We start from the raw sequence: 18516 nt of genomic DNA on the forward strand, positions 1-18516 counted from the left end.
CGTATGGGGAAAGTGAAGTGCGAATGCGGCCATGTAAATCCGAACGGCACGATTTTATGTGAATCGTGCGGACGGGCGCTGACGGAAAAAGCAAAACAAGAGAAGTTCGTTGATATGCGCTATGAAGGAAGTGCGCGCCGCTCGCAAACGTACAACAAAACGATCATTGATAAAGTATGGAATTTCTTTTCATCGGTGAAAGTAGGCATTTGGATCATCGTCCTCCTGCTCGTTGCCGCATCATTCGGGACAATTTTGCCGCAGGAGTTTTACATCCCATCCAATATGCCGGCCGAAATGTATTATGAAGATGTATACGGCCAATTCGGCAAAATTTATTACATGATCGGCTTTCATGATTTGTATAACTCAGTCTGGTTCAGTGCGCTCGTGGCGGCACTTGGTGTGTCGCTTGTGATCGCAAGTCTTGACCGGGTTGTTCCATTGTACCGTGCGTTAAAAAACCAGCGGGTCGACCGCCATGAATCATTTATGAAAAAGCAGCGGCTGTTTGCGGAGCAGGAAGGTACACTGCAAGCTTCGGAAATAGAAAAAATAAAAGTGAAACTGGCAAAAAAACGGTATAAAGTCCGCATGGAAAACGGCGCGCTTTTGGCGGAAAAAAATAGATTTACAAGATGGGGTCCATATGTGAACCATGTGGGATTAATTATTTTCCTTCTTGGCGCATTGCTTCGGTCAGTTCCAGGCATGTACATAGATGAGCTGCTTTGGATTCGTGAAGGGGAAACGCTTCAAGTGCCGGGCACAGATGGCGCCTATTACGTGAAAAATAATGAGTTCACTTTAGAGAATTATGAAGAAGGCGAAGATCCGGAAGTATTTGACGAAGCGATTGACCGGGTGGGAACGGTGGCGAAAAACTACCAGACCGATGCGATATTGTATCGGGATGAAAACAATGAACTTCCTGGTGCCGAGCCAGAACTGACAGAAGTACAGGCGAAGTCGATTCAAGTAAACCAGCCGATGAAGTTTGACCAGTTTGCTGTGTATCAAACAAGTTTCCGCCAGGACGAAATGAAAGCGATGCATTTTGCGCTGACAAACAAAGAAACCGGTGAAGAGTTCGGTGAAATTGTCGTCGATTTGTTTGATCAGCAAGAGTCCTATGATCTTGGCAGCGGCTATAAAGTAGAGCTTCGTGGCTATTATCCGGATTTTGATGGGTTTAGCGAATCAGGCGAACCGGTATCAAAATCACCACTGCCAAACAACCCGGCATTTCTTTTTAATATGATCACGCCGGAAACGCCAGACGGGGAAATGAGCTTTGCCCAAATTCGCAACACGATGGAACCGCTTGGTGAAACCGAATATAAAATGGCATTTAAAAACTTAGAAACCCGTGACGTATCCGCCTTAACAATCCGAAAAGATTTAACGCTTCCAATTTTAGCGGTCGGCGGCATTGTTTTTATGATCGGCGTTATTCAAGGTTCGTACTGGAATCACCGGCGTCTATGGATTCGGGAAAAAGAAGGACGTATATATGTGGCCGGCCATACGAACAAAAACTGGCACGGGTTAAAACGTGAAATTCACTCTGTTCTGAACGGCACAGCGATTCCGGAGCCGGAGGACAGACAAAAGGATTAAGGGGGCACACGCTCAATGTCAGATTTAGCAGGCGTTAGCAGTACGCTGCTCTATGCAGCTTTTCTTTTATATTTAGTCGCCACGTTCCTTTTTGGTGGTTCAATTCGCCAAAAAGGGCTGCGTGATGGGGAAGTTGTGAACCGCTGGGGCAGACTCGGCATTATCGTTACCATTGTTGGATTTGCGGCGCAGCTTGGCTACTTTTTTACACGCTGGGCGGCAGCAGGCCATGCGCCGGTCAGTAACTTATTTGAATTCACAACGTTTTTTGGGATGATGATTGTTGGCTCGTTTATTTTAATTTTCTTTATTTATAAAACAGTGGTGCTCGGGTTGTTTGCTTTGCCAATCGCGGTTATTATTATTGCGTATGCGAGCATGTTTCCGCGCGAAATCAGCCCGCTTATTCCGGCTCTTCAAAGTGACTGGCTGCACATTCATGTGACAACAGCGGCAGCTGGACAGGGGATACTTGCAATCAGTTTCATTGCCGGCATCATTTATTTAATTAAAAACATTGATCAATCCGTCAGTACAAAAAAAACAAAATGGCTTGAAGCGGTTATGTTTTTTATTGTATCGGTTGTTGCGTTTATTTTGATTACGAGTGGTTTTGCGCTGGCGGACTATAAAGCAGAGTTTGAGTACGTCAATAAAGAAGATGCAGCTGCACAGCAGGAATTCACATTACCGGCACTTGTAGGGCCGAACGAAGGTACACTTTTGACGGCAGAAAAAATGGAGCCGCTTGCTGATATGCCAGCATTTATCAATGCGAAAAAGTTAAATACGGTATTATGGTCACTTGCCGGCGGTATAATTTTATATGTATTGATTCGATTGATTACGAGAAAAAGAGTCGCAGCGCTGCTGCAGCCGCTCGTTCGGAATGTTAGCTCGGATCTTCTTGACGAAATTAGCTACCGCTCTGTATTAATCGGTTTTCCTGTCTTTACACTCGGTGCGCTTATTTTTGCGATGATTTGGGCGCAGATCGCCTGGACACGCTTTTGGGGCTGGGACCCTAAGGAAGTATGGGCGCTTATTACATTCTTGTTTTATGCAGCCTTCCTGCATTTACGCTTGTCAAAAGGATGGCACGGTGAAAGATCTGCCTGGCTGGCTGTTATAGGATTCGGTATTATTATGTTTAACCTTGTTGCGGTTAACCTTGTTATTGCCGGATTACATTCATACGCATAAGAAATTAACTCCCCGTCTTTGGCGGGGGGCTTTTTTTGTATTATAATAGTAGATATTGTGCGTATTGGGAGGGAAAATTTTTTGGAAAAAGAATTAAGCATTTTAGTGGTTGATGATGAGGAACGAATTCGCCGGCTGCTGCGGATGTACCTGGAACGTGAAAATTATATCATTGATGAGGCGGCGGACGGGGAAGAAGCGCTCGAAAAAGCACTCGAAAATGAGTATGACTGTATTTTGCTTGATATCATGATGCCGGGCAAAGATGGCATTGAAGTATGCCGGGAGCTGCGGGTAACGAAAGCGACACCGGTCATTATGCTGACAGCAAAAGGTGAGGAAGCAAACCGGGTACAGGGGTTTGAAGTGGGCACTGATGACTACATAGTCAAGCCGTTTAGTCCGCGTGAGGTCGTGCTGCGGGTAAAAGCGCTTTTACGGCGCTCTTCACCAACAACGTATTTACATACGGATACAAAATCAAAAGATTTAATTGTGTACAATCATTTGACGATCGATAATGACGCCCATCGGGTAACGGCAGACGGCGAAGAAGTGAATTTGACGCCGAAAGAATATGAGCTTCTTTATTTTCTCGCCAAAGCGCCAGATAAAGTGTTTGACCGGGAGCATTTGCTGAAAGAAGTGTGGCATTATGAATTTTTCGGTGATTTACGAACAGTTGACACGCATGTGAAGAGGCTGCGGGAAAAGCTGAACAAAGTGTCTGAGGAAGCTGCGAAAATGATTGTAACGGTTTGGGGTGTCGGCTATAAGTTCGAGGTAGGGAATGAATGAAAATATGGAGAAGTGTTGTCGGGAAGCTATGGATCACGATCCTGCTTCTCGTTTCCTTTGTGCTGGCCTTTTTAACAATTTTGTTATTGGAGTTTTTTGAGAACTACCACATTTCACAAGTAGAGCAGCAGCTTGAAAATACAGCTGAAAAAATTGCCGCGGTCATTGAAAACCACGAAAATGAACAAACGGGACTTGAAGTAGCCTGGGAGCTGGTCGACGACCCGGCGCACATTTTAATCGCTGAAAATGAGCAGGTTTTTCATTTTCACCCTTTGGAAGCAGATGAGTCTAAAATCAGCCGGGAAACGATTACAACTGACCCGAAGCTGTCCGCTGTTTTTGACAATCAAAAGAAAGTAGAAGCAGAGATCAATATAGGGAGCGAAACAGATACAGACAGCCGGTATGAAAATTCGTTTATCGTCGGAGTTCCGTTTCAGTTGAACAACGGCGAGAATGGCGCTGTCTTTATTTATCAGTCACTTGGAGTCATGAAAGAAACTACGGAGCAGACAACGAAACTCATCTTAATTGCTGCCGGCATTGCCATTATTTTAACGACGGTTTTTGCGTTTTTCCTTTCAACACGTGTAACAGCGCCACTTCGTAAAATGCGGGAAGCCGCCACCGAATTGTCGCAAGGGCACTTTGATACGAAAGTGCCGATTTTAACCAATGATGAGATTGGTGCGCTGGCGACATCATTCAACCGGATGGCGTATCAGCTAAAGGGAAATATTCATGCGCTGAATCAGGAAAAAGAGCAGCTGTCGAGTATTTTAAGCTCAATGGCAGACGGAGTCATTACGCTGGACCAGGATGGGGATGTTTTAATTACAAATCCGCCGGCGCGGCAATTTTTACATGACTGGAATTTTGAAAAAAAGACGAACGGGGCCAGAGAAGAAACGCCGACGCTTTTGCAGGATTTATTTAAGAAAGCAGTGAAAACAGAAACCGAGCAAGAAGGCGAACTAACGATGCAGGGTCGTTCATATGTCATCATTGTCAGCCCGCTTTATAACGCAGATTCTGTCCGGGGTGCGGTCACGGTTGTCCGGGATATGACGGAAGAGCGAAGACTTGACAAATTGCGGGAAGACTTTATCGCCAATGTTTCACATGAGCTGCGGACACCTATTTCGATGATGCAGGGTTACAGCGAAGCGATTGTCGATGACATTGCGGCAACGGAAGAAGAAAAGCGTGAAATCGCGCAAATTATCCATGAAGAGTCGCTGCGAATGGGCCGTCTTGTCAATGAATTACTTGACCTTGCCCGGATGCAGGCCGGCCATATTACATTAAACAAAGCGGAAACCGCCCTTGAGCCGTTTTTGCAGCGTGTGACAAATAAATTTCAAGGGCTTGCCAAAGAAAAGAATATTTTTCTTTCAGCGGAAACCGCTCATACTCAAACGGCCGCACTCATCGATGAAGACCGAATTGAGCAGGTGCTGACAAACTTGATTGATAATGCACTCCGCCACACACCAGATAATGGACGTGTCATGGTTGTTCATGAAGTAAAGGATGATTATCATCTTATTCAGGTTGAAGATTCAGGAGCCGGGATTCCGGAAGAGGACCTGCCATTTGTGTTTGAACGATTTTATAAAGCAGATAAAGCAAGGACACGTGGAATAGCTGGGACAGGTCTCGGTTTGTCTATTGCTAAAAATATTGTTCATGCACACGGTGGAACAATCAAAGTACAAAGCCGGTTAGGGCATGGCACGGTCTTTTTCTTTACGCTGCCACGCCAGGCTTGACAATTTTATTTCACTTTTGAGATAATGGGAGTCAAATTAAATCATTTCATCTTCGGGGCGTGGTGAAATTCCCGACCGGCGGTAATGGACATGGTCCTTGAGCCCGCGAGCCGATAAGGCAGGATCCGGTGTAATTCCGGAGCCGACAGTATAGTCTGGATGGGAGAAGATGAAGGTATGCCTGCGTTCAAAAAAGCAATACAAGAACGTTTTTTCATGCATGACTTTTCTCCCCTTAAGCTGCTGCTTAAGGGGAATTTGCTTTTTGTGGCTGCGTGTGCCTTCCTTCTGAAGAGATGGATGAAAAAGAAGGAGAATGACCAATGAAGAAGAACAATGTACGTGTATTAACGGCTGTCGGGCTGCTTTCAACGCTTTCCTACCTGTTGATGCTGCTCAACTTTCCGATCCCGCCATTTCCGGGTTTTCTTATGATTGATTTTAGTGATGTGCCGGCGCTGCTTGCGGCAATTGTTTTTGGTCCTGTAGCCGGCATTACCGTAGAATTTTTGAAAAATGTCATGAACTTTATTATGACAGGCAGTCCCACTGGCGTTCCAGTCGGTCACTTGGCCAATTTTGCGGCTGGTGTGACGTTTATTCTGCCTGTTTATTACGTATATAAACGCTTTGAATCAAAAAAATCCATGCCATTTGCCATTTTGGCGGGTGTTGTTTCCATGTCAGCAATTATGAGTGTTATGAATTATTTTGTTATCCTGCCGGCGTACACACTGTTTCTTGGCTCTCCGGCAATGAGCGGTACGGAAATGAGCCAAATGATTGTAGCGGGTATTTTGCCATTCAACCTCGTGAAAGGCGTGATTGTAGGGGTTGTGTTTTACATGATTTTCACTCGTCTCCACATCTGGACGAAAAAGCTTGCTGCTTCATGAACAAAAAAACCGGCGCCCGCTCAGGACACCGGTTTTTTTTCTATTCAAACTTTAATGCGTCGCCGTCAAATGGTTCATCTGCAATTTTGATCGAATCAGTCGGGCAGCCTTCAAATGCATCCTGCATGTCTTCTTCAAGTACATCTGGAACAGCGGCTGTGCCTTCATTTTCATCCAAAATAACGAACGCAATGCCTTCATCATCGTAATCATAAATGTCAGGGGCCGCAGCACCACAGGCGCCACAAGCGATACATGTGTCTTTATCGACAATCGTATATTTCGCCAAGATTTAAACCTCCTATAAAATCAGTCAGTAAGCGTAGTTGAAAACACTTCTATTCTTCATTTTAAATCCGATTAATTTACTTTTCAATAAAAAACTTCTCGCCGCCCTAATGAAAGAGCTTTCATATGGGGGACGATAAAAAATAAAGACAGGAACGCATGTTTTGTGATACACTATCGCTGTAAAAGAAGGGTGGGATAAATGTGCGCTGTCTTGACGCTGTGATACTTCATATGTTGAAAGAAGTAGAAGGGGAACGGACCGCTTCATCTGTCTTTCATTTGTTGAAAGGAAAAAAGTCCGCCCAGACAATTCAGGATGCTCATTTATATAAGCTGGCGAAATGGTTTCAAACAGCTCCTTTTCTTAAAATGGATACATTCGATCAGCTTATTCAACAATTGCTTCAAACAGGCTGCTTAGAAGGGGAGCGGCAGCGTTTATTTGTGACGGAAAAAGGAAGAAACGCAATGGCCGGCGTATTCCAAAAAACTGGCTGTTTTCCATTTTTATCAGGATGGAAGCTGGCTGGCACGGCACCCATTTTTTTTAGCCGCCTGCAGCTCATTGTGCAGGTTGTCTCACACCTTGCTTACTCAGATCGTACCTATTACCCCATCACTCGTGACGAGCAAGTGCAAAGTTGGGTAAAGCATTTTATAAAAGAAAGCCCGTTTGAAAAAAAAGCACTTGCAGATCAGCTAAACAGGGAACTCTCACATGTGTTTGAGCAGCAGCCGGAACAGCCCGATTGTTTGCTGCTTCGCTTTTCCGGTCATGGTCAAACCGGCCGAACCGCATGGCAGACAGCAGAAATGCTCAATATGGAAACAACGGAATATTGGTTTCGTTTTTTACACAGCCTGCATGCCATCGTTCAAACAGCGACAGAAGACGACGGTCAGCTTCCGCTTTTAAAACAGCTTTTAAAGGGAATTACCGTTTCAGTTCCGCTGACCGAATCTGCCAGGAAAACGGCCAGCTATTTACATAAAGGAATGACAATTGAACAAATTGCCGAAGCAAGACGGCTCAAGCAGGCCACAATCGAAGACCACGTTGTGGAACTTGCACTGAATGATCCGCAATTTTCTATCAGGCCCTTTGTTGATGAACAAAAAGAAGCGGCTGTTTTACAAGCCGGAGGAACGAGCACAGCCCGCCAGTTAAAACCTCTTAAAGATCAATTGCCGGATCATTCTTATTTTCAAATTCGGCTTGTTTTAGCAAAAGAAAGCAGGGGATTGAAATGACGATTGATGAACACCTTCATCATACATTTGGCTTTTCGTCCTTTCGTCCTGGTCAGCGCGAAACGATTGAATCACTTTTAAACGGCCGGCATACACTTAGTATGCTGCCGACTGGGACGGGGAAATCACTTTGTTATCAGCTTCCTGGTCTTATGCTCGACGGTGCCGTATTGATCGTGTCCCCACTTCTGTCGCTTATGCAGGATCAGGTGGAACAGCTGAAAATAAAAGGCGAAAAAAGGGTGATCGCGCTAAATTCTTTTCTGCAATACGAAGAAAAACATGCGGCACTGTCGCAGCTTGAACAATATAAATTTATTTTCTTATCACCAGAAATGCTGCAGCTGCCCTATGTGATTAGCGCTCTTTGCGCACGTTCCATCGCGTTGTTTGTTGTCGATGAAGCACACTGCATTTCTCAATGGGGATATGACTTTCGCCCGGATTACGGTCTGCTTGGCAAAGCAAGGAAAGAGCTTGGTAATCCGTTGACGCTCGCCCTAACTGCAACGGCGGATAAAAAAGTACGCTCCGATATACGTAAAACGCTTTGTTTGGATGACGTGTCAGAATGGGTCTTTTCTGTGAACCGTCCTAATATCGCGATTGATATTGAAGTGCTTCAAGAGCCGCTTGAAAAACAAAAACGGCTGCAAGAGATTGTTCATTTTTTGCAAAAACCGGGTATTGTTTATTTCTCGGGGAGAAAATCGGCAGAAGAAGCAGTGGTATATTTGAAGCAGCATGGAATCACCCGGACCGCTTTTTATCATGGAGGAATGGATATAGGGGACCGCCTGTTAATCCAGCATCAATTTTTAAACGGCGACCTTGATGTCGTCTGTGCGACAAGTGCATTTGGCATGGGAATTAACAAAGGAAACGTCCGGTTTGTTATTCATTATCATCTGCCATCACAAATGGAAGCCTATTTGCAGGAGATTGGACGGGCAGGCCGTGATGGCAAGCCAGCTATTTCGATTTTGTTGTATGTACCGGGAGATGAAAAGCTTCACGAGTTTATTGCAGAATCGGAATTTCCAGATGAAGGGCAAATTCGCCAGGTGACTGAATATGGCCTTCACCCACGTGATGTCCAGCCGCCGCTTTCTGAAACACAGGAACGATTTTTAGTCCATTACGCAAAGGCGGCAGATCAACACCGCGAATCAAGAGCAACATTCATCAAAGACGTTCGAACGACGCTGTTGGAAAGAAAAGCAGAAAAAAGATTTCAGATGAAGCGGTGGATTGAAGCAGACAGCTGCCGCCGCGCCGCTTATATGCAATTTTTTGATGAACCGCCGCCTAATCAGCTCAATTGCTGCGATCGCTGCGGTTTCGACCGGACACTTTATAAGGAAAGCCGGCAGGTAAAGGAAGAAGCCGATCAACTCAATTGGCGTGAGCGGCTAAATCTTCTTTTGCCGGGACATTGACCTATTACCCAATTTGAAGATCTCGGGTATAATAATAAGTAATTTCTTTTTACGATAACGACGGGAGGAACGATGATGATGAAAGACCCTTATCGTGAAATAGCTGAACAGCATAAACAGCCGCTTGAAAAAATAAAAGAACCTGTTTTGGCAGAAGGTGAAACGCTGCAGCGGCCTGTTAAAGAAAAAACAGAAAAAAAGCGTCATTATCCGCTAATCACCGCACTGCTTGTCTTTTTTATCGCTTCACCTTTTTTAGCCGTTTATATGTTTAAAGAAGAAAAGCCGGTGGTCAACCAAATTGTGAATGAACAGTCTGATGCTGTTCAGGATAAGGCGGGTCAGCAAGAATAGTAAAAGACGGGATAGGGATGAAAAGAATTTATGTGGAAGCAATTGATGTTAGCTGCGTCTCCATTGGCGGCAGCCAGTTTATATATGTGGAAAGAAGCATTTCGAAATGAAGTAAAAGAAACGGTTTTGGCTGATCATCGATTTCCGGAAAAAGCGCCGCTTGCGCTTTTTTTTATTTCTGATATTCATCGAAGACTGATTCATCCGTCGATTATAGCCAGTGTTGCCAGCCGGGCTGACGCTGTTATTATTGGCGGTGATTTGTGTGAAGGCGGTGTGAAAATCCGCCGCATTCAAGAAAATATAAAACGTCTGTCATCAATCGCCCCTGTTTATTTTGTTCCAGGCAACAATGATTATGAAGTAGACTTTGACCAATTGTCCGTCATTTTTTCAGAATGGAACGTGACGGTATTAAGAAATGCATCGTTTCCATTGACGGATGATGTGTACTTGCTCGGAACAGATGACTTAAGCAAAGGAAAAACGGATAAAGCCGCTCTCTTTAACGATGTGCCTTCAAACGTATATAAAATTATTGCCAGTCACAATCCGGCTTTTATCCGGGCCATTCAGCCGGAAGATCGAGTGGCTGTAGTACTCAGCGGGCACACACATGGCGGCCAAATTCGGCTGGGACGCTTTGGGATGTATGAAAAAGGGCGTTGGAAAACAGTGAACGGCATTCATACTCTTGTTTCAAACGGGTATGGTACGACAGGTGTTCCGTTCCGGCTGGGCGCACGGGCTGAAACACACCTCATTACCATTTGCCGTCCGCAAGAGACGATCTAAATTTTACGCGGAATGAACCGGCTTGTATAATAACTGTACAACGTATCCGTGAAAGGAAAGAGCTTTATGACTGAAGGGAAATATAACATTAAAGCGGTATCAACGCTTACCGGGATTCAGCCGGGGACACTCCGGGCTTGGGAACGGCGTTATGACATATTGGAGCCCGTTCGTAACGAAGCAGGCCACCGCCTTTACACCGATGAACATATTCGTAAGCTGAAATGGCTTTCGGAAAAGGTACAGCAGGGCTTTACAATCAGCCAGGCGGCGTCATTGCTCGATCAGCATAACGATGCGCCCAGTTATCTGCCGAATACGGAATCAAGCCAGCATGAGGCACTGACGGAAGAGCTGCTGCAGGCGCTGCTTCGATTCGATGAAGTAAAAGCGCAGGAGTTGATCAATAAAGCATTTGCTCTTTATACGATTGATAATGTAACGATCAATATTTTAGCGGCGCTGCTCGTACGGATTGGAACGCTTTGGGAAGGCGGCGAGATTACAACCGCCCACGAACATTTTGCGACGTCTATTTTGCGCTCGCGCATCGGCATGGTCATGCATTCATTTCCGCATAATGGTGTGCTGCCGAAAGTCATCGCGGTGTGCGGACCAGATGAATGGCATGAGCTTGGCCTGCTCATTTTTACGCTGTTTGTCAGACGTCTTGGCTATGAAGTCGTGTACTTAGGAGCAAGTTTAAAAGAAGGCGACATTTTTACAGTTACAGAAATAGTACAGCCGAAGTTTTTATTTCTGTCCTGTACACTTCTCCAAAACTTAGAACCGACCTTGCAGCTGGCTGATGAGTTAAAAGAAAAATATCCAAAAATAGATATCGGGATCGGCGGCGCAGCAATGAACGGACGGATCCCAGAACGCGCGGCACAATATGTAGTCGGCGGCAGCCAAAGTGAATGGAATAAGTGGATGAGCAGCCGGCTGTAAGCGGCGAAATTGAAATATCCGGGCTTTTTTTCTACAATAGATTGTGCAGAGAAAAAGAACGGGAGCGGATGAAATGAAAACGGAAGAATGTATTATTGTCGGCGGCGGACCGTGCGGACTGGCGGCGGCCATTGCATTAAAAGAAATCGGCAAAAATCCGCTTGTGATTGAAAAAGGCAACGTTGTTAATGCTATTTATGGCTATCCAACCCACCAGAGATTTTTCAGCTCAAGCGAAAAGCTGGCGATTGGCGATGTTCCCTTTATTATTGAAGAACGAAAGCCTCACCGGAATCAGGCGCTTGTGTATTACCGGGAAGTCGTCAAGCTGAAAGAACTCCGCATTAATCGATTTGAACAAGTTGAGCGGGTCGAGAAGCAGGAAAGTGGGCTTTTTCATGTTCATACGTCGAAAGGCTCATATGAAACGCCGTATGTTGTCATTGCAACCGGTTATTATGATCATCCAAACTATATGAATATTCCGGGTGAAGAAATGGATCATGTCTTTCATTATTTTAAAGAAGCACATCCATTTTTTGATACAGATACCGTTGTTATTGGCGGGAAAAATTCATCTGTTGACGCGGCGCTGGAACTGCATAAAGCGGGCGCGCGGGTGACGGTAATTTACCGTGGAAACGGGTATTCGCCGAGTGTGAAGCCATGGATATTGCCTGAATTTGAGGCGCTCGTCAGGAACGGTGAAATTGATATGATTTTTAACGCGGAAGCCGAGAAAATTGAAAAAGGCTCGTTTATGTACAAAGTTAATGGGAAAGAGCAGATCATTGATAATGATTTTGTGTTTGCGATGACCGGTTATCATCCGGATCATGCATTTTTGAAGAAAATGGGTGTAGGCATCGACTCGGAGACAGGACGGCCGGTGTACGACGAACAAACAAAAGAAACAAATGTGGAAAATATTTTTATTGCCGGCGTTATTGCAGCCGGTAATAATGCGAATGAAATCTTCATTGAAAATGGCCGTTTTCATGGCCGTGAAATTGCAGCTGCAATTGAAAAACGGGAAAGAGGCGGGGCATAATGCTCCGCCTCTTTCTTATGAAAAAATCACATTAAGGTTTTGTCTGTAGCCGGCTGAGAGGGCTGCCAGCAGCTTTAAGCGCGCTTTCTGGCCGTTTAATCCGTCTGCAAAAAGGGCGCCTGCTTTTTTCAATACTGCTCCGCCTCCTTCGTATGCATAGACCGGCTGTACGATGCCGCTGCCACATCTGGAAACAATCACAACCGGAATCCCGGATTGAATAAGAGAAATGAGCGCTTTGGCCGCTTCAGGCGGTACGTTGCCCTGTCCCATCGCTTCAATGACTACACCGTCACACGTTGTAAGCTGGTTGATTAAAAAAGCATCCATGCCGGCATATGCTTTTAAAATAGGAATATGATAATCGAATCGTTGGATAGAGAACGCATCCGTTTTGAATGGAGTGAAGAAAAAATGAGGTCCTGTTTTCAACACTGTACCAACCGGCCCCCCGTCACGACTTTTAAATGAATCAAGGCGGCCGGTGTTTGTTTTCGTCACGAGTGCAGCGCTGTGAATCGTTTCATTCATGACAACAAGAACCCCTTTGCCTTCTGCGTCACTGCTGGCTGCTGTTTTAACGGCAGCAATCAGGTTAGGAAGGCCGTCCGCCCCGATTTCGTTGCTCGAACGCATGGCGCCTGTGAGGACAACGGGAATGGATGTATCGAGGACTAAATGAAGAAAGTAAGCTGTTTCTTCTAACGTGTCTGTTCCGTGTGTAATAACAATGCCATCTGCATCCGATGCTTCAATTTCTTTTTTCAGCGCTATCATATTTTCTACGGTCATATGGGGCGAAGGGATTTGGAACGGCTCCTTAATCGTATAGCGGGCATCAACACCAGGGAGGTCCATCACTTCAGCAATCGGGTTACTGCCGCCCGGGGCTACGCCGCCCGTATCGGCATTTTCTTTCATGGAAATTGTGCCGCCTGTATGCAGCAGTAAAATGTGTTTTTTCGACATGTTTTATACTCCTTATTTTCATTCTTCATGTCTCATGATACGATGGAAAAAACAGAAAGAAAAGAGGAAACGTGTATGATCCCGATTCTTTCAGCGGGAATTGCACCCGGTCTTGCGCTGCTGGTCTTTTTTTATTTGCGTGACCGTTATGAAACTGAACCGGTTGCCACGGTGGCCAAAGCCTTTTTATATGGCATTGTTGTCACGTTTCCGGTTATGTTTTTACAGTATGTGCTTGACGAAGAGCAAATCGTCAGCAGCGGATTCATGCAGGCTTTTTTAGCGACGGCCATGCCGGAAGAATTTATGAAATGGTTCGTTTTGTACTTTCTTATTTACACGCACACGCACTTTGACGAGCCTTATGATGGCATTGTTTATGCGACAAGTGTATCGCTCGGTTTTGCAACGGCGGAAAATGTGCTTTATTTGGTGGCGCATGGAGTAGAATATGCGTTTATGAGAGCTCTTTTGCCGGTGTCGAGCCATGCGTTGTTTGGTGCCATTATGGGCTATTATTTCAGCCGTGCAAAGTTTGGGGAACGTCATTTGGAAAAGAAAATGCTCGCTGCTGCTCTTTTTGTGCCGTTTTTCCTGCACGGTTCATTTGATTATATTTTGTTTATTGAAAGCACATGGATCTACTATATGGTGCCGTTCATGCTGTTTTTATGGTGGTTTGCAATGAGAAAAGTAAAAAAAGCGCATGTGCTGACAGATGTTTATCATCGCCTGAAAATGTAAAAGAGGCTGCTCTATGGAGAGTCTCTTTTTTTCGTATAAAAAAAGACGTTGATGACAAACTATTCGTATATTTCGATAGGATGGTGAACGAAATTGACAAAATGGAAAAAGCAGATTGCTGTTTTTTTGACACTTGTTCTGTTGCTTGCATCCGGGCAGGCGGGTGCGTTCTCAGGACAAATTATTCAGCGCGGGGCGGAAGGGGACGATGTGATTGAATTGCAGTCACGGCTTCAATATACCGGCTATTACCGTGATCCGATCGACGGTGTGTTTGGCTGGTCTACATACTGGGCCCTGCGAAACTTTCAAGAATCGTTCGGATTGCCGGTAGATGGCTTAGCGGGAGAAGCGACAAAGCGAAAGCTTGAGCAGGCATCTAAATATGATGAAGCGCACGTGAAAAGCCAGATTCGAAAAGGCAAAAAGTTTACTTATTACGGTGGTGCTGAGACGTCTGCGCAGTCTGTAAACACACCAACGGGTTTTTCCCAAAATGATATTCAGCTTATGGCCAATGCCGTTTATGGAGAAGCGCGGGGAGAGCCGTATGAAGGTCAGGTGGCGGTTGCAGCGGTTATTTTAAACCGGGTAGCGAGCGAATCATTTCCAAATACAGTATCAGGCGTCATTTTTGAACCGGGGGCGTTTACGGCAGTAGCAGATGGGCAAATCTGGCTTACACCAAACGAAAAAGCGAAAAAAGCCGTATTGGATGCGATTAATGGCTGGGACCCGACCGGCGAAGCGCTTTATTACTTTAATCCAGACACAGCAACGAGCGACTGGATCTGGTCGCGGCCGCAAATTAAAAAAATTGGAAAGCATATTTATTGCGAATAGGAGGAACCGGGAATGCGGACATTTTTAACAGCAGCCATGGCCGTGTTGCTTGTAGTGACAGCGGTATGGGGATTTAGCCAGTACCAGCAAAAACAAGCGATGATGATAGAAGCGGAAAACGGTTATCAGCAGGCATTTCATGAGCTTGTGTATCAGGTGGATGTTATTCATGACCGGACTGGCGAAGCACTTGCGATGAACTCGAAAGCCAATTTAACACCGGCGTTAACAGACGTATGGCGCCTTACATCCGAAGCAAATAACGCAATCAGCCGTCTGCCGCTCGGATTTATGCCGTTTTCAAAAACAGAAGAGTTTTTAGGAGCCAGCGGGGATTTTACGTATAAGACAGCAGTACGCGATCTTGATACGGAGCCGCTTTCTGATAAAGAATACGAACATCTTGAATCCCTTTATAAGCAGGCGACTGATATTCAAAAAGAACTTCGCACGGTGCAAATGTCTGTTCTCGATCAAAATTTGCGCTGGACAGATGTGGCCCATGCCGCGGCTGACGGAGAGGAGCCAAAAGACAATTCTGTTATTGACGGATTCAATAACCTCGAAAAAAAATCGTCTGAATTTTCGGAAACAGATACATTCCAAGCAACCCAAGTAGAAAAATCCGTTTCGGATGATGCCTTGAAAAAACTGACGGGACCAGCCATTACGAAAAAAGAAGCAGCCGAAAAAGCAAAAGATTATTTTCAGGTCGATGCGGAGGTTACCTCGGTTGAAAGCAGTTTAAAAGGAGCGGCAGTTCCATTTTATAACGTGTCTGTCACCGGGCAAAACGGTGAGGAAGCAACGATGGACATTACGAAAAAAGGCGGTTATCCATTAACATTTACGGTCAACACAACACCAGGAAAAAGCCGGATCAGCTTACACGCTGCTTCTGAAAAAGCAGCCGCTTTTTTGAAAAAGCACGGATTTGAGGGGATGGTGGAGACAAACAGCGCTCAATATGATCATACGGGTGTGTTTACCTTTACGAAAAAAATAGATGATACACTCATTTATCCGGAGTCTGTCACGGTTAAAACAGCATTGGATACAGGAACAGTTACAGGTCTTGAAGCACAAAATTATTGGAAGAATAAAAAGGACCGGAAGATTCCTGAACCTGCTTTAACGGAGGAACAAGCGAAAAAAGAGCTCCATCCAAAACTTACGATTATGGAAACACGTAAGGCAATTGTAACGAATAATGAGATGAAAGATGTAGCATGTTATGAATTTTTAGCGGAAAACGGAACGGCTTCGTATCGGGTCTTTATTAATGCGGAAAACGGCAACGAAGAACGAATCGAAAAGCTATCAGAAGCTGAAGCGGGATACGGAGCGTAACAGGATATTGCATTTAGCCGGTTAATCCTTTATAATTTTTTCCATCGATCATTAGGCCATAAGGCTTATTAAGGAAAAAGAGAGTGATATGGATGCTGGAACCCGGTGTAACATTGACAATGGAGCCATTTGATGGAACGGATAAAAAAGAAGAATATCGATGCAAAGTAGTGGATACTGAGGAGGGTAAAATATTTATTGACTATCCCGTCAACGTGCAGACGAACCGGACGGTTTTTCTGCTGGACGGGATGCAGCTGGCTGTTAGTTTTATTGATCCAAATGCTTCAATGGCTGTTTTTCTTTTCCAGACAGAAGTGATTGGGCGGGTCAAAAAGAAAATTCCGATGCTTGTGCTTCATGAGCCTGGTATAAACAATTACGTCCGCGTGCAGCGCCGGAAATTTGTCCGTGTTCAAAAAGCAATCGATGTAGCGGTTGAGGTGGATGGAATGCCTTCGTTTTCTTCAGTGACAGAAGACATTAGTGCGGGCGGCATGGCAATTGTACTCCCCGAATCCGTTCAAATGGAGGATGGGACAGAAGGAAAAGTGTATGGCGTCATTCCATCACAACATGCAGAACCACACTATTTTGAAGCAATGGCCGAACTTGTTCGAGTTCACGAAGACAAAAAAAGCGGCCGGCGCGTTGGGTCTTTTCAATTTAAAGATCTTGTGTACGCGGAACAGCAGATGCTCATGCGCTTTTGCTTTGAACAGCAGCTCCAGCTGCGCAAAAAAGGAGTAAAATAATGAAGAGCCCAAAGTCTGGGTTCTTTTTTGTGTGCAATCAAATCTATGATAAAATGAATAAGACTTTTTGGATGAGGTGACAAGATGGATAAACAACTGCAAATCGCCATTGATGGCCCTGCTGCTGCGGGGAAAAGCACAGCTGCAAAAATCGTGGCGGCACGGCTTTCGTATATTTATATTGATACTGGCGCGATGTATCGGGCTATTACGTATAAAGCGCTGCAGCATAACATAAATGTAGAAGACGGAAAAGCGCTTGGCCGGCTGTTGGCGGATACGGATATTTCTCTGGAGCAGGGTGAAAACGGACAAATCGTACGCATGGACGGAATAGACGTAACGGAAGCCATTCGGACGGACAGGGTGACAAATAACGTTTCCGCTGTAGCCCGGCATAGCGAAGTGCGCCGTGATATGACGATCCGCCAGCAGGAGTTAGCTGCAAGAGGCGGCGTAGTAATGGATGGACGCGACATTGGTACGAGTGTTCTTCCGAAAGCCGATGTGAAGATTTTCTTACTGGCGGGTGTAGACGAACGGGCGAAGCGGCGTCATGCTGAAAACTTAAAAAAAGGATTTTCATCAGATTTGGAGAATTTAAAAAGAGAGATTGCTGCACGCGACAAAATGGATACGGAGCGGGTCGAGTCGCCGCTGAAAAAAGCGGCAGATGCAATTGAAATTGACACGACATTCATGTCCATTGAACAGGTAGCTGCAGCGATTATGGCTGTAGCCGAAGCGAGGAAAAACGAATGGTGACCTTTTATACAATCGCAAAAACGGCTGTGAAAACTATTTTGACCCCCGCTTACCGTATTCATGTCACGGGTCTTGAGCATTTCCCGAAAGAAGGCGGCGTTCTTCTTTGTTCGAATCACATTGATAACCTTGATCCGCCCGTAGTCGGGATCACAGCAAATCGTCCAGTTCGTTTTATGGCAAAAGAAGAGCTGTTTAAAACAAAATGGGCGGGGAAATTAATGAGAGGGCTCAACGCATTTCCCGTTAAGCGGGGCATGAGCGACCGTGAAGCGCTGCGAAATGGGTTGCGGATGCTTAAAGACGGCGAGGTGCTCGGCCTTTTTCCAGAAGGCACACGGTCTAAAGATGGAAAATTGGGCAAAGGACTTGCGGGTGCCGGCTTTTTCGCTCTTCGAACCGATGCAGCTGTTGTGCCATGCGCGGTCATTGGTCCATATAAAATTGGGCGTAAACTTCACGTTGTATACGGCCCTCCTGTTGACATGGCGCCGCTTCGTGAACGGAAAGCATCTGCTGAAGAAGCAACTGAGGCTATTATGCAGGCAATCGGTAAGTTGATAAAAGAGCATTCAGCTTGAGCTTCCGGCTTGACAAATTCGTGTGTTTGTAAGAAGTTAGAAGTAAGAATTTTTAAAATTGACGCAGTTTTGTATTGAGGAGGAT

General features: G+C 45.3%; 19 protein-coding genes and 1 riboswitch. Of the genes, 17 read left to right on the forward strand and 2 right to left on the reverse strand.

The features are described 5' to 3' along the window. The first annotated feature begins 3 nt into the window (after window positions 1–3). From resB to BA724_RS12880, 5 genes are all read left to right on the forward strand, one after another. A complete protein-coding gene (resB, locus tag BA724_RS12860) occupies window positions 4–1620 on the forward strand; it encodes a cytochrome c biogenesis protein ResB (protein WP_069939053.1) in 1617 nt (538 codons plus the stop codon). 15 nt (window positions 1621–1635) lie between these two features. Continuing rightward, window positions 1636–2823: a c-type cytochrome biogenesis protein CcsB gene (gene ccsB / locus BA724_RS12865; protein ID WP_069939054.1), complete on the forward strand. Its 1188-nt coding sequence runs from the start codon at window positions 1636–1638 to the stop codon at window positions 2821–2823. 81 nt (window positions 2824–2904) lie between these two features. Then, complete coding sequence (locus BA724_RS12870) at window positions 2905–3621, forward strand: response regulator transcription factor (protein ID WP_069939055.1); 717 nt, start codon at window positions 2905–2907, stop codon at window positions 3619–3621. Then, window positions 3618–5396, forward strand: coding sequence for an ATP-binding protein (locus BA724_RS12875; RefSeq protein WP_069939056.1), 1779 nt, complete (start codon window positions 3618–3620; stop codon window positions 5394–5396). The genes BA724_RS12870 and BA724_RS12875 overlap by 4 nt, the downstream gene beginning before the upstream one ends. A gap of 44 nt (window positions 5397–5440) precedes the next feature. Further along, window positions 5441–5571: riboswitch (FMN riboswitch) on the forward strand. Window positions 5572–5719: 148 nt separating this feature from the next. Continuing rightward, window positions 5720–6292 (forward strand): ECF transporter S component, encoded by a 573-nt coding sequence (locus tag BA724_RS12880; protein ID WP_069939057.1) that lies wholly within the window; start codon window positions 5720–5722, stop codon window positions 6290–6292. 40 nt (window positions 6293–6332) lie between these two features. On the opposite strand, the gene BA724_RS12885 is transcribed toward BA724_RS12880, so the two are convergent. Beyond that, on the reverse strand, window positions 6333–6581 hold the full coding sequence (locus BA724_RS12885; protein ID WP_046180478.1) for a ferredoxin: 249 nt from the start codon (window positions 6579–6581) through the stop codon (window positions 6333–6335). 203 nt (window positions 6582–6784) lie between these two features. On the opposite strand from BA724_RS12885, the gene BA724_RS12890 reads away from it, so the two are divergent. The 6 genes from BA724_RS12890 to BA724_RS12915 all read left to right on the forward strand — a co-directional run bounded on the left by BA724_RS12890 (window position 6785) and on the right by BA724_RS12915 (window position 12424). Then, window positions 6785–7834 (forward strand): YpbB family protein, encoded by a 1050-nt coding sequence (locus BA724_RS12890; RefSeq protein ID WP_083256223.1) that lies wholly within the window; start codon window positions 6785–6787, stop codon window positions 7832–7834. Further along, complete coding sequence (locus tag BA724_RS12895) at window positions 7831–9273, forward strand: RecQ family ATP-dependent DNA helicase (RefSeq protein ID WP_069939058.1); 1443 nt, start codon at window positions 7831–7833, stop codon at window positions 9271–9273. Before BA724_RS12890 ends, BA724_RS12895 begins: the two co-directional genes overlap by 4 nt. Before the next feature lie 75 nt (window positions 9274–9348). Continuing rightward, on the forward strand, window positions 9349–9627 hold the full coding sequence (locus BA724_RS12900; RefSeq protein WP_069939059.1) for a hypothetical protein: 279 nt from the start codon (window positions 9349–9351) through the stop codon (window positions 9625–9627). 30 nt (window positions 9628–9657) lie between these two features. Then, window positions 9658–10422, forward strand: a complete 765-nt coding sequence (locus tag BA724_RS12905) for a metallophosphoesterase (RefSeq protein ID WP_069939060.1) — start codon at window positions 9658–9660, stop codon at window positions 10420–10422. Between the two features lie 66 nt (window positions 10423–10488). After that, window positions 10489–11373, forward strand: a complete 885-nt coding sequence (locus BA724_RS12910; protein ID WP_069939061.1) for a MerR family transcriptional regulator — start codon at window positions 10489–10491, stop codon at window positions 11371–11373. A 73-nt stretch (window positions 11374–11446) separates the two neighbouring features. After that, the gene (locus BA724_RS12915; RefSeq protein ID WP_069939062.1) at window positions 11447–12424 is read left to right on the forward strand and encodes a YpdA family putative bacillithiol disulfide reductase; all 978 of its coding nucleotides are present in this window, start codon (window positions 11447–11449) and stop codon (window positions 12422–12424) included. Window positions 12425–12439: 15 nt separating this feature from the next. Here BA724_RS12915 and BA724_RS12920 read toward each other — a convergent pair whose 3' ends face one another. Then, on the reverse strand, window positions 12440–13393 hold the full coding sequence (locus BA724_RS12920) for an asparaginase (protein WP_069939063.1): 954 nt from the start codon (window positions 13391–13393) through the stop codon (window positions 12440–12442). A gap of 75 nt (window positions 13394–13468) precedes the next feature. On the opposite strand from BA724_RS12920, the gene prsW reads away from it, so the two are divergent. From prsW to BA724_RS12950, 6 genes are all read left to right on the forward strand, one after another. Continuing rightward, window positions 13469–14137 (forward strand): glutamic-type intramembrane protease PrsW, encoded by a 669-nt coding sequence (gene prsW, locus BA724_RS12925; protein ID WP_069939064.1) that lies wholly within the window; start codon window positions 13469–13471, stop codon window positions 14135–14137. A gap of 93 nt (window positions 14138–14230) precedes the next feature. After that, window positions 14231–14980: a spore cortex-lytic enzyme gene (sleB, locus tag BA724_RS12930; protein ID WP_069939065.1), complete on the forward strand. Its 750-nt coding sequence runs from the start codon at window positions 14231–14233 to the stop codon at window positions 14978–14980. Between the two features lie 12 nt (window positions 14981–14992). After that, a complete protein-coding gene (ypeB, locus tag BA724_RS12935; protein ID WP_069939066.1) occupies window positions 14993–16330 on the forward strand; it encodes a germination protein YpeB in 1338 nt (445 codons plus the stop codon). 92 nt (window positions 16331–16422) lie between these two features. After that, window positions 16423–17085: a flagellar brake protein gene (locus tag BA724_RS12940; protein ID WP_069939067.1), complete on the forward strand. Its 663-nt coding sequence runs from the start codon at window positions 16423–16425 to the stop codon at window positions 17083–17085. An 84-nt stretch (window positions 17086–17169) separates the two neighbouring features. Then, the gene (gene cmk, locus BA724_RS12945) at window positions 17170–17850 is read left to right on the forward strand and encodes a (d)CMP kinase (RefSeq protein WP_069939068.1); all 681 of its coding nucleotides are present in this window, start codon (window positions 17170–17172) and stop codon (window positions 17848–17850) included. Then, window positions 17847–18431, forward strand: a complete 585-nt coding sequence (locus tag BA724_RS12950) for a lysophospholipid acyltransferase family protein (protein ID WP_141719949.1) — start codon at window positions 17847–17849, stop codon at window positions 18429–18431. Before cmk ends, BA724_RS12950 begins: the two co-directional genes overlap by 4 nt. Window positions 18432–18516 lie beyond the last annotated feature (85 nt).

This window comes from Domibacillus iocasae (assembly GCF_001750285.1).
GTDB lineage: Bacteria > Bacillota > Bacilli > Bacillales > Domibacillaceae > Domibacillus > Domibacillus iocasae.